Origin of the sequence: Leifsonia sp. A12D58 (assembly GCF_047530025.1) — a bacterium.
Taxonomy (GTDB): Bacteria; Actinomycetota; Actinomycetes; order Actinomycetales; family Microbacteriaceae; genus Cryobacterium.
Genome location: NZ_JBLJAT010000003.1, coordinates 221,769 through 236,546, shown reverse-complemented (window position 1 = coordinate 236,546; position 14,778 = coordinate 221,769). Strand labels below are relative to the sequence as shown.

Annotated in this window: 10 protein-coding genes; 8 read left to right on the top strand and 2 right to left on the bottom strand. The window is 63.4% G+C overall.

What is annotated here, in order from left to right; genetic code table 11:
- The first annotated feature begins 6 nt into the window (after positions 1–6).
- From ACMT3I_RS09445 to ACMT3I_RS09415, 7 genes are all read left to right on the top strand, one after another.
- On the top strand, positions 7–981 hold the full coding sequence (locus ACMT3I_RS09445; RefSeq protein ID WP_414804235.1) for a carbohydrate ABC transporter permease: 975 nt from the start codon (positions 7–9) through the stop codon (positions 979–981).
- A complete protein-coding gene (locus ACMT3I_RS09440) occupies positions 978–1,814 on the top strand; it encodes a carbohydrate ABC transporter permease (protein ID WP_414804234.1) in 837 nt (278 codons plus the stop codon). Before ACMT3I_RS09445 ends, ACMT3I_RS09440 begins: the two co-directional genes overlap by 4 nt.
- 135 nt (positions 1,815–1,949) lie before the next feature.
- Positions 1,950–2,558, top strand: coding sequence for an ArsR/SmtB family transcription factor (locus tag ACMT3I_RS09435; protein WP_414804233.1), 609 nt, complete (start codon positions 1,950–1,952; stop codon positions 2,556–2,558).
- A 41-nt stretch (positions 2,559–2,599) separates the two neighbouring features.
- Positions 2,600–3,931 carry an MFS transporter gene (locus ACMT3I_RS09430; protein ID WP_414804232.1) on the top strand — a complete coding sequence of 444 codons (1,332 nt, stop codon included), beginning with the start codon at positions 2,600–2,602 and terminating at the stop codon, positions 3,929–3,931.
- A 48-nt stretch (positions 3,932–3,979) separates the two neighbouring features.
- The gene (locus ACMT3I_RS09425) at positions 3,980–6,526 is read left to right on the top strand and encodes a phosphoketolase (RefSeq protein ID WP_414804231.1); all 2,547 of its coding nucleotides are present in this window, start codon (positions 3,980–3,982) and stop codon (positions 6,524–6,526) included.
- A gap of 2 nt (positions 6,527–6,528) precedes the next feature.
- A complete protein-coding gene (pta, locus tag ACMT3I_RS09420; RefSeq protein WP_414804230.1) occupies positions 6,529–8,643 on the top strand; it encodes a phosphate acetyltransferase in 2,115 nt (704 codons plus the stop codon).
- A complete protein-coding gene (locus ACMT3I_RS09415; RefSeq protein ID WP_414804229.1) occupies positions 8,640–9,767 on the top strand; it encodes an acetate/propionate family kinase in 1,128 nt (375 codons plus the stop codon). The genes pta and ACMT3I_RS09415 overlap by 4 nt, the downstream gene beginning before the upstream one ends.
- Before the next feature lie 572 nt (positions 9,768–10,339).
- Here ACMT3I_RS09415 and ACMT3I_RS09410 read toward each other — a convergent pair.
- Positions 10,340–11,242, bottom strand: coding sequence for a hypothetical protein (locus ACMT3I_RS09410; protein ID WP_414804228.1), 903 nt, complete (start codon positions 11,240–11,242; stop codon positions 10,340–10,342).
- A 464-nt stretch (positions 11,243–11,706) separates the two neighbouring features.
- Here ACMT3I_RS09410 and ACMT3I_RS09405 point away from each other — a divergent pair, with 464 nt between their 5' ends.
- Complete coding sequence (locus ACMT3I_RS09405) at positions 11,707–13,143, top strand: phytoene desaturase family protein (RefSeq protein ID WP_414804227.1); 1,437 nt, start codon at positions 11,707–11,709, stop codon at positions 13,141–13,143.
- Positions 13,144–13,239: 96 nt separating this feature from the next.
- On the opposite strand, the gene ACMT3I_RS09400 is transcribed toward ACMT3I_RS09405, so the two are convergent.
- The gene (locus tag ACMT3I_RS09400) at positions 13,240–14,655 is read right to left on the bottom strand and encodes an InlB B-repeat-containing protein (protein ID WP_414804226.1); all 1,416 of its coding nucleotides are present in this window, start codon (positions 14,653–14,655) and stop codon (positions 13,240–13,242) included.
- Positions 14,656–14,778: the final 123 nt, after the last annotated feature.

The window sequence follows — 14,778 nt, the reverse complement described above, 5'->3', positions numbered from 1 at the left end:
AGGTAAATGTCTCGTCGTCCGACGAACGTGAAAGGGCGCCCGTCCATGCTGGTGGGCGCCCCCAGCGCGTATTCTCGTCCCCACACTCGCCGTCGCCTCTTCAGCGTGCGGCGGGGGCTGGCCATCCTCGCGTTCCTGCTGCCTGCGGCACTATTCGTCGGAGTGTTCACCTATTACCCGATGGTCGCGGGTTCTCAGATGGCCTTTCGCAACTGGAACCTCAACAATCTGACGAACACCGACTGGGTCGGGTTCGGCAACTTCCAGAAGATCTTCGCTGACCCCACCTTCTGGGTTGTCCTCGGCAACTCGGTTGTCTGGGTCGTGGCGTCGATCATTCCGCAGTTCATCATCGGGTTCGCCCTCGCTCTCTGGCTGCGGCGCCAGTTCGTGTTCCGCGGTTTGTACCAGGCGCTGATCTTCTTTCCGTGGGCGATCTCCGGGTTCCTCATCGGCATCCTGTTTCGCTGGATGTTCAACGGTGAGTTCGGGGTGATCAACGACCTGCTCACCAAGGCCGGTCTGATCGACGCCCCCATCCCGTGGCTGGCTGACCCCTCGACCGCCATGGTCGCCGTGATCATCGCCAACACCTGGTACGGCGTCACCTTCTTCGCGATCATGATCCTCGCGGCGCTGCAATCGGTGCCGGACGAGGTGTATGAGGCAGCGGCGCTTGACGGTGCGGGCAAGGTGCGCACCCTGTTCGCCATCACCATCCCGTACATCAGCACGACGCTCGCCCTGACTGTACTGCTGCGCGTGATCTGGATCTTCAACTTCCCCGACATCATCTGGGCGATGACAGGGGGAGGGCCGGCCAACCAGACCCACATCGTCACCACCTGGATGATCTCGATGACTCAGCGGGGCGACTACGGTCAGGCATCCGCTCTGGGCCTCATCGTCGTGGCCATCCTGCTGGTTTTCTCTGCGTTCTATTTGATGGCTATTCGTGAAAAGAAGGGGGCGAAATCATGATCACCAGAGAATCACTCACTGCCAGAATCATGAGAGTCCTCTTTCTGGGGCTGTGGCTTGTCATCACGATCTTCCCGTTGTACTGGATCCTGATCACCTCGTTCAAGACGCCGGGGGCCATCTTCAGCTACCCGCTGACGTACTGGCCAGAAGAGTTCTCGCTGGCCAATTACGTCACGCTGTTTGAGAAGTCGAATTTCGGCACCTACGTGATGAACAGCCTCATCGTGGCGACAGTGGCTGCAACTGTTGCGACCTTCATCTCGATGCTCTCGGCTTACGTGCTTGCCCGGTTTGAGTTTCGAAGTAAGACCGCCGTACTCATGGCGTTCCTGGTCACGCAGATGATCCCAGCGTTCATCGCCCTTGGCCCGCTCTACATGCTCATGGTGCAGCTGAAACTGGTCGACAACAGATTCGGCCTGATGCTGATTTACGTTGCCGTCAGTATCCCGTTCTGCACGATCATGCTGCGAGGATTCTTCGCGAACATCCCCGATGCTCTCGAGGAAGCAGCCATGATCGACGGATGCTCGCGCTTCGGTGCACTGTTTCGTGTCATTGTGCCTGTCATGAAGCCGGGCATCATCGCGGCGTTCATCTTCAACTTCGTCAACTGCTGGAACGAACTATTCCTGTCGGTCACGCTGATGAACAAGGACGAGAACAAGACGATCCCGACGGCGCTGAACGGCTTCATCTCGAGCTTCACCATCGACTGGGGTTCGATGTCGGCCGCGGCCGTTCTTACCATCCTGCCTACGATGTTGCTGTTCGCTTTTGCGAGCCGTTACATCGTGCAGGGTCTGACGGCGGGTGCGGTCAAGGGCTAGTTCGCGCTAACGCCCCGTCTCCGAAGACGCTGGGCGCCATCCCAGTGGGAATGGCGCCCAGCGTCTTGTGCTTTTGCATAACTGAATTGCACAAGAAACGTTGCACAAGGGTTCTTGCGCAATTACAGTGAGTGCATGACCTCGAAGAAACCGGCCGAAGCGCCAGCGGCACCAGCGTCGACCATCTCGCTCACGTCGCTGCAGCAGATGCGCGCGATGGCGCATCCGCTTCGCCTGCAGATCCTCGGCGAGCTTCGTGTCGGCGGGCCGCGCACAGCTGGCGGACTGTCCGAGGTCTTCGATGAGGCGCCAGGCACCCTGAGCTATCACCTCGGCAAGCTGGCCGAAGGCGGCTTCATCGAGGAGGCCACTGAGCTGGCTGCCGACAGGCGTGAACGCTGGTGGCGTGCGGCCCATGAGTTCACCCGGGTGTCGGCTCCAGACGCCCAGGCTCCCGCCGCCGAACACGAGGTTACCCGTGCGCTGCGCCACCAGGTCGCCGACCTCTACGCTGCAGCGCTGCACAAATCGATTGATTCTGAAGACACGCTGCCTCGCGAGTGGGTGGATGCCGCCACCACCGACGATGGCATTGCCTTCCTCACCGCAGCGGAACTTGCGGAGGCCAGCGCCGAACTGCATGCGCTGGTAAAGAAGTGGCACGCGCTCGGCAGGGCTCCTCGCGACGGTGACACGGAGACCCAGCCAGTGCAGTTGATCGTGCACGCATCACGGCGGGCGTAGTGGGCCAGGCTGTGAGCGATCAGAGTGAGAGTGGGCAAGGCGTGGCCGCGCGCGTGATACCGGGCCGTGGCATCCGACGCCTGATGCCGTTGATTGCGCTGCTCACTGCCAATGGGTTTTCGCTGGCCGGCAACGCCATCACCATGATCGTGATTCCGCTGTATGTGCTGAGTGACACCGACTCGGTGTTTGCCGCCGGGGTGGCTGGCGCATTCGTCACGGTTCCGGTGATCATAGGCGGCGCATTCGGGGGAGTGCTGGTCGACCGGCTGGGCTTCAGGCGGGCGGCGATCATCGCCGACCTCGCCAGCGGCATTACCGTGCTGGCAATCCCGCTGTTGGCGGCGACGGTTGGGTTGCCGTTCTGGGGCCTGCTGACCTTGATCTTCCTGAGCGGCCTGCTCGACACCCCGGGCAACACGGCCAAGTCTGCGCTGCTACCCGATCTCGCGACCGACTCGACCGTCGACCTCACTCGGGCCACAGGCGCGCAAGCGGCAATCTCCCGCAGCGCGGCCATGGTGGGCGCCGCTGTCGCCGCCGGATCCGTGGTGTGGCTCGGTCCGCTCAACTCACTGCTGCTTGACGCTGTCACGTTCGCGATTTCGGCGGCATTGCTCTGGCTGCTGGTGCCCACGCAGCAGCGCAGCGGCGAACCGACGATCGTGCAGGAGCCGACGGGACTCCAGCGCACACCAGAACCTTCAGCGTCGAGACCCGGCTACTGGCGGGAGCTGCTCGACGGCATCCGCTTTCTGGCCAGCCAGCCGTTGCTTCGCAATCTGGTGCTGCTCATCGTCATCACCAATTGCATCGATGTCGCGCTGATCACGGTGCTTGGCCCGGTCTACGCACGCACGGTCAGCCCGGATGGCGCCTTCTTCGGCGTGATGATCGCGTGTTTCGCGGGTGGCGCGCTCGTCGGTTCGCTGCTCTTTGCCTGGCTCGGACAGCGATTGCCTCGGCGGATCACCCTTGTCGTCTGTTTTTTCCTGGCCGGCTCCCCGATCTTCTTCTCGATGGCGCTCGACCTTCCCGTGCCCGCACTGCTGCTCGTATTCGTACTCGCCGGGTTGTCTGCCGGTTCGATTAACCCACTGGTGGGGAGCGTGCTGTACGAGCTGATTCCGAGGGAAATCCGGGCCAGGGTGCTTGGCACAGTCACCACAGGGGTCTCTCTCGGGATGCCACTGGGCAGCTTGCTGGCTGGTGCCGCCGTTGCCGGATTCGGTCTCGTTCCCACGCTCGTCGGTGCCGGTAGCATCTATGCCGTCATGACGTTGACCCCGCTCATCGGCCGCTCGTGGCTCGCCCTCGACGATTCACGTGCCGGTCACACACCGATCTCCCGATCTGTCGGAGCCCCCGCGTAGAGTGAAGGGGCAAGCTGACGCCCCAAACTACTGAGCGTGGAGGCACCGATGGTCGAACGGGCAGGCACAACCTCGAGCAGCACTTTCTCGAGTGGCACGAATTCTGGCAGGGCACGCGGTGAGGCATGGCAGAGCCGGGATGTGCTTCCGCTCACGCCGGCAGCGCTAGCCAGCGTCGACGCGTGGTGGCGGGCGGCGAACTACCTCTCTGTCGGCCAGATCTATCTGTTGGCCAATCCACTGCTTCGCGAGCCGCTCAGTCGTGAGCACATCAAACCGCGATTGCTCGGCCACTGGGGCACGACGCCCGGCCTCAACTTCATCTACGCGCACCTGAATCGCGCCATCCAGGAGCGCGACCTCAACTCCATTTACATTGCCGGTCCCGGTCACGGTGGTCCTGGCATGGTGGCGAACGGCTATCTCGACGGCACATATAGCGAGATCTATTCGGATGTCGACCAGAGCGTGCACGGGCTCACCAAACTGTTCCGCCAGTTCTCGTTCCCTGGCGGCATCCCGAGCCATGCCTCGCCAGAAACGCCCGGCTCGATACACGAGGGCGGTGAGCTCGGTTATGCGCTCAGCCACGCCTATGGCGCAGCGTTCGACAACCCCGACCTGCTGGTTGCGGCTGTTGTCGGCGATGGTGAGGCCGAGACAGGGCCACTCGCTACCAGCTGGCATTCGAACAAGTTCGTCGACCCGCTACAAGATGGCGTCGTGCTGCCGATCCTGCACCTGAATGGCTACAAGATCGCCAACCCCGCGGTGCTGGCGCGCATCCCCGAAGAAGAGCTTGCCGATCTCATGCGCGGCTACGGGCACAAGCCCCATCTGGTCTCCGGTGGTTTCGACGGTGAAGATCCGATGCTGGTGCACGAGCGCATGGCCGCTGTGCTCGACACGGTGCTCAACGAGATCGCCGAGATCAAGCGGGCGGCCAGAGCGGATGCCGACGCTCGCGAAAGCGACCCGACAGCCACTCCGACCATCACAGACCACCCCCGTTGGCCGATGATCATCCTGCGCACGCCGAAGGGCTGGACCTGCCCGGCGGTCATCGACGGGGTGCAGGTCGAGGGCACCTGGCGTGCGCACCAGGTGCCGCTGGCGAACGCACGCGACACCGAGGCGCACACCCGCATCCTTGAGGGGTGGATGCAGAGCTACCACCCTGACGAACTCTTCGATGAGTCAGGCGCTCCTGTTCAACTGGTCACCCAGCTGGCTCCAGATGGCGATCGTCGGATGAGTGCGAATCCGATTGCCAACGGTGGTCTGCTCCGCCGCGACCTGCGGCTGCCCGACTTTCGCGACTATGCCGTCGACGTGCCGGCGCCGGGCGCCACCATCTCCGAATCAACTCGCGTGCTCGGTGAGTGGCTAGCGGAAGTCATCAGGTTGAATCCCGATAATTTCCGGATCTTCGGGCCTGACGAGACGGCATCCAACCGGTTGGCGCCTGCGGTTTACGAGTCGACGAACAAACAATTCGACGGCCAGATCTGGCCGATCGACGAGCACCTGGCGCGCGTGGGCCGGGTGATGGAGATGCTCTCAGAACACCAGTGCCAGGGCTGGCTCGAAGGCTATCTGCTCACCGGTCGGCACGGACTGTTCAATTGCTACGAGGCGTTCATCCACATCGTCGATTCGATGTTCAACCAGCACGCGAAGTGGCTGAAGGTGACGCAGGAGATTCCGTGGCGACGCCCGATCTCAAGCCTCAATTATCTGCTCAGTTCGCACGTCTGGCGGCAGGACCACAACGGTTTCAGCCACCAGGATCCTGGTTTCATCGACCATGTCGTCAACAAGAGCGCCTCGGTGGTGCGGGTCTACCTGCCGTTCGACGCCAACACTCTGCTTTCGACCTACGACCACTGCCTGCGCTCGGTCGACTACGTGAACGTCGTTGTCGCCGGCAAGCAACCGACGCCCAACTGGCTCACCATGGACGAAGCCATTGCGCACTGCACGCGCGGCGTCGGCATTTTCGACTGGGCTGGCACCGAGGTCGCCGGATACGAACCCGATGTCGTACTCGGCGCTGCGGGTGACGTGCCGACCTATGAGGTGCTGGCCGCTGCCTCGATCCTGCGCGATCGCATCCCCGACCTGCGCGTGCGCGTGGTGAACGTGGTCGATCTCATGCGCCTACAGTCGCAGGAAGATCACCCCCACGGCATGTCAGACCACGAGTTCGATGCAGTCTTCACGTCTGAATCGCCGATCATCTTCGCGTATCACGGCTATCCGTGGCTCATCCATCGCCTCACATACAAGCGAACCGGGCACGCGAACCTGCACGTGCGTGGTTACAAAGAAGAGGGCACGACAACGACGCCATTCGACATGGTGATGCTCAACGACCTCGACAGGTACCGCCTGGTGATCGACGTGATCGACAGGGTGCCAGGTTTGGCAACGAGCACGGGAGCGCTCCGCCAGGAGATGCAGGATGCCCGCCTTCGGGCGCGTCAATACACTCGCGATCACGGCGAAGACATCCCGGAGGTCACTGACTGGTCCTGGGTTCCAGATACCAGCGGGGCGATCAGCTTCACAGAGACCGGCGGAGATAACGTATAGCTGTGGCACGAAGCATCTACATCACCTCCGCTGAGGGGCATACCGGCAAGTCAACCATTGCGCTCGGAACTCTCGATACGCTCTCACACCAGGTGGAGCGGGTGGGGGTGTTCCGGCCGATCGCGCGTTCGACCGCCGAGCCCGACTACGTCGTCGAGCTGCTGCTCGGCCACGACAGCGTTGAGCTCGAGTACGAGGAGTGCATCGGCGTCAGTTACGACGAGGTGCACCACGACGCTGAGGCCGCGCTGTCCCGCATCGTCGACCGGTACAAGCTCGTTGAGGCCAAGTGTGATGCCGTCGTCATCGTCGGCTCCGACTACACCGACGTCGGCAGCCCGACCGAGCTTGGCTACAACGCGCGCATCGCCGCCAACCTGGGCGCACCGGTGCTCCTCGTGCTCGGCGGACGCTCCGGTCAGGGCTCGGGCGAACGACTCGGCCAGGCCGATCCCCGCAGTGCCGCCGAGATGAACGACATTGCCGAACTGGCGCTCACCGAGCTGCGCTCTGCCCACGCCTCACTCGTCGCGGTGATCGCGAACAGGGTCGAGGCCGACAACCTCGAGAACATCCGTTCCGCCATCCTCGACGCCAAGCCGGGGGTGCCGGTCTGGGCGATCCCCGAAGACCCATACCTCATTGCCCCGAGCATGGACTCGATCATGAGTGCCACCCAGGGCACCCTGCTGAAGGGCGATCCTGCACTGCTGTCGCGCGAAGCACTCGGCGTCGTTGTCGCCGGCATGAGCATGGTCAACGTGCTGCCGCGTCTCATCCAGGGTGCAGTGCTCGTTGTCGCCGGTGACCGCACAGAGGTACTGCTCGCCGTGATGATGGCGCAGGGCTCCGGCACGTTCCCGTCGATCGCCGGCGTCATCATGAATGGCGGATTCGACCTGCCTGAGCCGGTCGAACGACTGCTCGACGGGCTGCCGCAGTCGTTGCCGATCATCCGCACCGACCTCGGCACCTACGACACGATCGTGGCCATCACCCGCACGCGCGGACGCCTGGCCGCCGATTCGCAGCGCAAGTACGACGCGGCGCTTGCACTGTTCGAGCAGCACGTGAACGCAGCCGAACTGCTCGACTTCTTGCAACTGGCGCGCACGGATGTCGTCACCCCGCTCATGTTCGAGCACGGACTGCTTGAACGGGCCAGGCAAAACCGCAAGCACATCGTGCTGCCAGAGGGGGACGACGACCGCATTCTGCGTGCCGCGCACACACTGCTCGCCCGCGAGGTCGCCGACCTGACGATCCTGGGTGAACCGTTCGAGGTGCATTCGCGTGCCATCGAGCTTGGCCTCGACCTCAGCCGCGCGCAGGTACTCTCGCCGCACGACGCGGTGCTCAGCCACAAGTTCGCCGAGGAATACGCGAAACTGCGTGCGCACAAGGGCGTCACGTTCGATCAGGCGCGTGACCAGGTGAGCGACGTCTCGTACTTCGGCACAATGATGGTGCACCTCGGCCTGGCGGACGGCATGGTCTCCGGCGCCGTGCACACCACTGCACACACCATCCGTCCGGCATTCGAAATCATCAAGACGAAGCCAGGCGTGAAGGTCGTTTCGAGTGTGTTCCTGATGGCGCTGCAGGATCGCGTACTGGTTTACGGCGACTGCGCCGTCATCCCCACCCCCGACGCATCGCAGTTGGCCGACATCGCAATTTCATCGAGCGCGACCGCCGAGCAGTTCGGCATCGAGCCCCGCGTGGCGATGCTGTCGTACTCGACGGGAGCTTCTGGCAGCGGAGCGGATGTCGAGAAGGTACGGGACGCGACGGCCCTGGTGCGCTCGCGCCGCCCCGACCTGCTTGTTGAAGGCCCGATCCAGTACGACGCGGCGGCTGATGCTGCTGTCGCCGCCACCAAGATGCCCGAGTCCCTGGTGGCTGGCCGGGCAACCGTCTTCATCTTCCCCGACCTGAACACCGGCAACAACACGTATAAGGCCGTTCAGCGCTCAGCCGGTGCGGTGGCCATCGGACCCGTTCTGCAGGGCCTGAAAAAGCCGATCAACGACCTCTCGCGCGGAGCACTCGTGCAAGACATCGTGAACACCGTCGCAATCACCGCGATCCAGGCTGCCTCAGAGGACCAGTCGTGAAGACTGTCTTCGTCGTCAACTCCGGTTCGTCGTCGATCAAGTACCAGCTGATCAATACCAAGGCAAAGAAGCCGCTGCTCAGCGGTCTGATCGAACGGATCGGCGAGCCTGATTCCCCGATTCCCGACCACGAGTTCGGTATGAGCCTGGTGCTGGCAAAAATCGGTGACCTGAGCCGCGACATCATCGCTGTTGGGCACCGCGTTGTGCACGGCGGCAGTGAATTCGACGGGCCAACGCTCATCACCAACGAGGTTGAGCGCGAGATCGAGGCACTGTCGAGGCTGGCACCGCTGCACAACCCGGCCAACCTGCTGGGCATCAGGGCAGCGCGCGTGGCACTTCCTGACGTACCGCACGTCGCGGTGTTTGACACCGCCTTCCACCAGACGATGTCGCCTGCGTCCTATACCTACGCCATCGACAAAGAGATCGCGAACAAGTACAAGGTTCGTCGATACGGGTTCCACGGCACCTCGCACAAGTACGTCTCTGAGCAGGCCGCCATCGTGCTCGGCAAGCCGCTCAGCTCGCTACGCACGATCGTGCTGCACCTCGGCAATGGCGCATCCGCTGCTGCTATCGACGGCGGCAAGTCCATCGATACCTCGATGGGCATGACCCCTCTGCAGGGGCTCGTGATGGGAACCCGCTCCGGCGATATCGACCCAGCCGTGCTCGTGCACCTCAACAGGGCCGCAGGGATGACGGTCACCGAACTCGACGTGCTGCTCAACCGGCAGAGCGGGCTGCTCGGTCTTACAGGCATGGGCGACATGCGCGATGTGCAGGCAGCAGCGATGGCCGGCAACGACGAAGCCGAATTAGCGCTTCAGGTCTGGCGCCACCGAATCCGGCACTACATCGGGGCGTACTACGCCCAGCTTGGTGGCCTTGATGTACTTGTCTTCACCGCAGGAGTTGGCGAGAACAACGCGCTGTTGCGACGCCGGGCGCTTGCCGGGCTTGAGCACATGGGCATCCTGATCGACAATGACCGCAATGAGCTGACCTCACGCGAGGCACGGGTGATTTCACCCGTCGGTGCGCCAGTCACGGTGATGGTCATCCCCACGAATGAAGAGCTGGAGATCGCGCGCCAGGTGGAGTCGATCGTCTCCTAGCGTCGTTGCTGCGTTGCTGCGTTGCTGCGTTGCTGCGTTGCTGCGTTGCTGCGTTGCTGCGTTGCTGCGTTGCTGCGTGGCTGCGTTGTCTGGTCGTCACAGTTGCGTAGTCGCCCCGTCGTCCCGAACTGCGGAGATTCTTCTCGAAAGCTTCGAATCGGCTTGTTTTGCGTCGAATATTCGAGATTTTCCGCAGTTCGGCACAGCACAGCACAGCACAGCACAGCACAGCACAGCACGGCGTGAGAGTGAGCGTGGCCGCACTGCTGTGCGTTGCCTGGTCGTCACAGTTGCGTAGTCGCTCCGTGGTCCCGAACTGCGGAGATTCTTCTCGAAAGCTTCGAATCGGCTTGTTTTGCGTCGAGTATTCGAGATTTTCCGCAGTTCGGCACAGCACAGCACAGCACGGCGTGAGTGTGGGTGTGGGTGTGGGTGCACTGCTGCGTTCCCTGGTCGTCACAGTTGCGTAGTCGCCCCGTCGTCCCGAACTGCGGAGATTCTTCTCGAAAGCTTCGAATCGGCTTGTTTTGCGTCGAATATCCGAGATTTTCCGCAGTTCGGGACGGCCAGGGCTATGGCGTGGGAGCAGGGGTTGGCTTGCGCGGGCGCTTTCGCTGTGCGCGGTCGCGTGATTCCTGAGCCGCCTGGGCATCACCGACCATTCGGCGTACGGCAGCCAGGGTTCGCGGCCACGAATCGAAGATGTGCGTGCGTCCGATTCGCAATGATCGAACACCGTACTCCTCTGCGGCCAGGTCCTTAGTTCGATCGGGGATGAATCGCTCTGGGCCATGCCATTGCTCGCCGTCGGTCTCGAGTCCAACGCATTCCTCTACAAGTAGATCGAAATGTCCGGAACCCGGCACATAGGCCTGCGTTCGAACACGAAGGCCTGCGCGCACGAGGAGTACGCGAGTGTGCGTTTCGAACCCGGACTGCGCGCCCCTGTCGATCTGGGCCAACACCGACTGGAGCCGCGCCGGTGCCCATGCCATCAGCAGCTCCAACTCGTGCTCATCAACGAAACCGAGGTGGAGCGCGGACTCCACGCTCGCGAGGGCATCGTCGGGCGACAGGCAGAGAAGTGCCTGCATCAGCGCATCCAGGGGCGACACCTCGAGCGGTTGCGCAGATGCTGAGCGGAGCTCTGACCAGTGCAACACCGCTGCGGGGGCGCGCCTTTGGAGGTGGCCGTGTGGCGGCATCCGCAGGTGCAGGCCCGGTTGTTCGATGCCAGACCACACGCCATTCCGCTGCAGGCTCGTGGTGCAGTCGATCTTCGCTCCCGCCCGCGCGGCGCTGGACAACGGAGGCTCAAGGTGGGCGCACGCGTAGGTGCCGCGCGCCACTCGCCGGATGATTCCGGCTTCAACGGCCGCCGCAATCATGCGCTTGTTCGCGCCCAGGCGGCCGAGCTGCAGAGTGGAAACCACGTGGCCCAGATGGCACACCGAGTGCTGCAGATCGAATGCCATGGCTGCATCGTGATTGATCACCTCAGGGTTCGACGGATGTTCCGCCGATCGGTGCACAACGTTGGAGCGCGCCAGATGGGGTGGAGGTGGTGCGGGAGGTGAGGCAGAAGCGCGGTGGAGCTGGAGGAGGAGCTGGAGATGAGGTAGCGATGCGGGCAGGTTGAGGTGTGTGAGGTGAGGTGAGGTGGAGGTGAGGTGGCGAGGTGAGGCGAGGTGAGGGCGAGGCGAGGCGGGGCAAGGTGGCGGGGCGGGGCGGGGCGGGGCGGGGCGAGGTGAGGCGAGGGAGAGCTGAGGTGGCAGTGAACCTGAGCCCAACCGGGGGAGCCCGTGCCGAACTGCGGAGATTGTGTCGAAACGACCCGAATTGAGGTCGTTCTTCGCATCGATTCCGAAATTCTCCGCAGCAGGGCACGGCCGGACCTTAAACTGGCGACAAAGCAGGATCAAACCATGAAGGTGGAGTCGTGATCGACGTCAGCATCGTCGGAAGCGGGCCGAATGGCCTGGCTGCCGCCGTGGTTCTCGCTCGCGCGGGGCTTGACGTGCGCGTGTTCGAAGCGGAGACGACAATCGGGGGCGGGGCTCGAACGGGTGAGGCCACCGAGCCGGGCTTTCTGCACGACTGGGGCTCCGCCGTGCACGCGATGGCGTTCGCCTCACCGTTCTTCCAGCAATTCGGCATCGACAAGCGCATCCCGTTCGTCATCCCGGAGATTTCATACGGTCATGCACTCGATGGCGGCAAGGCCGGACTCGCCTGGCGCGATCTGGACCGCACTATCGCGGGGCTCGGACGCGATGGCGCTGCCTGGTCGCAACTCCTGAAACCGCTGGTCGAGCATGGCCAGAATGTCGCCGAATTCGTGACAGCGCCCCTGCTGCCACTGCCACGGCATCCGCTTACTGCGCTGTCGTATGGCCTGCGCGCCCTCGAGCAGGGTTCGAAGCTTGGCGGTCTGCGCTTCACGGGAGAGGTTGCACCCGCCCTCCTAGCGGGAGTCTTCGCGCACTCCATCGGCACGATTCCGTCGCTTGGTACTGCGGCTTCCGGGCTGATGCTGGCGACGCTGGCACACAGCGTCGGCTGGCCGATTCCGATCGGGGGATCGCAATCGATCACGGATGCGCTCGTCGCCGATATCGAGGCCCACGGCGGTGTGATTGAAAAGGGTCATCGGGTCACGTCACTCGCAGAGCTGCCGTCCGCACGGGCAATTCTGTTCGACACGTCCGGTAAGCAGCTGCTGCAGCTTGCGGGGGAGCGCCTCACGCCGTCATATCGGCGAGCGCTCGGTCGCTTTCGCTCTGGGAACGCGGCGTCGAAGGTTGACTTCGCGCTGTCGGGGCCAGTGCCGTGGGCGAATGCAGACCTGAGAAAGGCCGGAACCGTGCACGTGGGCGGAACTCGCCACGAGGTAGCGGCGGGGGAGGCAGCGGTGATGGCCGGGAAATATCCGGATTCACCATACGTCCTGGTCGTGCAGCCCAGCACCTTTGATGCGAGCAGGGCACCGGCCGGCACGCACACACTATGGACATACACACACGTTCCCGCTGGGTCTGGTCGCGACATGACCGAAGCCATCACGACGCAGATCGAACGGTTCGCTCCGGGATTCCGCGACGTGATCATCGCCAGTCACGCCACTGTGGCAACGGAGCTCGAGCGCGACGACAGCAACTTCATCGGCGGTGACATCGCCACGGGAGCTGCGGGCTTCCGCCAGCTCGTCGCGCGTCCTGTGCTGTCCAGTCAGCCGTGGCGAGCGGCGCCGAACCTCTATCTCTGCTCCGCAGCGTCGGCCCCTGGCCCTGGAGTGCACGGCATGGGCGGCTTTCACGCGGCCAGGCTCGCGCTGCGTGATGTGTTCGGGTTGCCGTTTCCCTCGCTGGGGCTATAGCCACCACACCACCGCGGGCTTGCTGTTGCACTATGTCAGCCCGGGGTGAGGACGCCCGAGCCTATTTCTTCGTGACAGCAGCTTGGAAGACGCGTGTTAGCTGTCGCTGCCGCGGGGGATCATCGCCATGCCGGCCACCCCGGCGATGATCAGGCCGATCCACATCCATGGCATTGATCCTGCGGCGGAGGCTTGCTGGTCGGCGTTCGCTGCAGCTGAATCGACGGGTGCAGTGTCTGACTCATCCGCTGAACTCCACGTGCGCTGGCCAGCCCGGTCAACCGACAACGCATCGGCGGCGGGGGCAACGCTGGTGTCAACGAGATCGACCTGGACCGGAGTCCAGCTGGCATAAAGCGTGAGGTCTGAGGTTACAGCTGTCGACGGGTTCCAACGGGTGCCGGTGCCAGCGGTGTCGCTCGTCGTGCTGGCCAACATCCAGCCGGCGAAAGTGAAACCCGCCTTGACGGGGTCGGCTGGCATCCCGATCGTCTTCCCGTAATCGGTGGTCTGGGGCGCGACTGCACTCCCGCCTGCGCTGTCGAAAATGACGGTGTGACGATTGGCTGTCCACTGGGCGAACAGATCCAGATCCGGTCCCAATGCCGCGGATGCATCCCAGAGGTCACCGACGCCGCCATGGTCGACAGCGGCGTCGGCAGCCGTCGTCCACGTCAGGGAGTGACCGGGTCGCACGAAGGTGAAGCCAGAGCGCGCGGCATCCTGAACCGTTTTCGGCAACACCGACGCGACGGGCGCTGCCGGGGGCGTGGCCAGCTGATGGGTCGCATAGAGGCGGATCGTGTCGTCGTCGAACCCCGCCAGGTTGGGATGGAAGACGAGACGGGTGAGTGCGGTTGTGAAGTCTGTGGTGGTACTCGGTGCAACAGTGACCGGAGGAGTGAGCGTGCCGGAGTCGATCAGAACACCGGCAACATTGATTGAAGCGGATGCCGTCACCACGCTGCGATTGTCGAAGACACCGTCGATCAGGATGCTTCCGCGCGCGTCAAGGACACCATCGCCCGTCAGAGTGAGGGTCGCCTCGGACTGGACACGAACCGCGGGATCTGAGGTAGCGGATGCGATGAGCTCGACAGGTGACATTGCGGGTGTCTCTGGCACCGGCTGGACGAGCAGGCTATGCCCGTCGAGATCGATGATCACGGTTGCGCCGGTGGGCAGCACCAGAGACGCGACGACGATATCGGCGGTCAGTCGGATCTCCTGACCCATGCTCTCGCCCATCGTTGATGCCTCGGTTATGGCCGTCATCAGCTCAGCCGCCGTCGTCACCTCGCGCGGAGGAGCTGCAGGAGCAGCAGGGGACGCGTCGGTTGCACGCGCGTCGCCGGCCGGAAGCAGGGCAACACCGAAACCCAGCGTCAGAATCGACGCGAAGGCGAAAACTCCGCTCAGGACATTGCGAGCTGCGCGCTGAGCGGGCCGGTGACGTGGCTGGGGGTGAAATCGATGGACGAACCGCGCTGGATTCATCCTCCAATCAGCCATTCAGTTGTCCCCCGGTGCGTCATTGTGCCAACCTGTTCAGCTTACCGATCAGGCGCGGCCCGATTGCTCTCCCACACCTGAGGCGTACGCCATCCGAAACCCCCTCCTGAACAGGGGTCGCGC

Coding starts and splice junctions, on each gene's coding strand:
- ACMT3I_RS09400 (WP_414804226.1), bottom strand. CDS start 14,655: ATGGCTGATTGGAGGATGAATCCAGCGCGGTTCGTCCATCGATTTCAC.
- ACMT3I_RS09440 (WP_414804234.1), top strand. CDS start 978: ATGATCACCAGAGAATCACTCACTGCCAGAATCATGAGAGTCCTCTTT.
- ACMT3I_RS09425 (WP_414804231.1), top strand. CDS start 3,980: ATGGTCGAACGGGCAGGCACAACCTCGAGCAGCACTTTCTCGAGTGGC.
- ACMT3I_RS09410 (WP_414804228.1), bottom strand. CDS start 11,242: ATGGCATTCGATCTGCAGCACTCGGTGTGCCATCTGGGCCACGTGGTT.
- ACMT3I_RS09435 (WP_414804233.1), top strand. CDS start 1,950: ATGACCTCGAAGAAACCGGCCGAAGCGCCAGCGGCACCAGCGTCGACC.
- ACMT3I_RS09445 (WP_414804235.1), top strand. CDS start 7: ATGTCTCGTCGTCCGACGAACGTGAAAGGGCGCCCGTCCATGCTGGTG.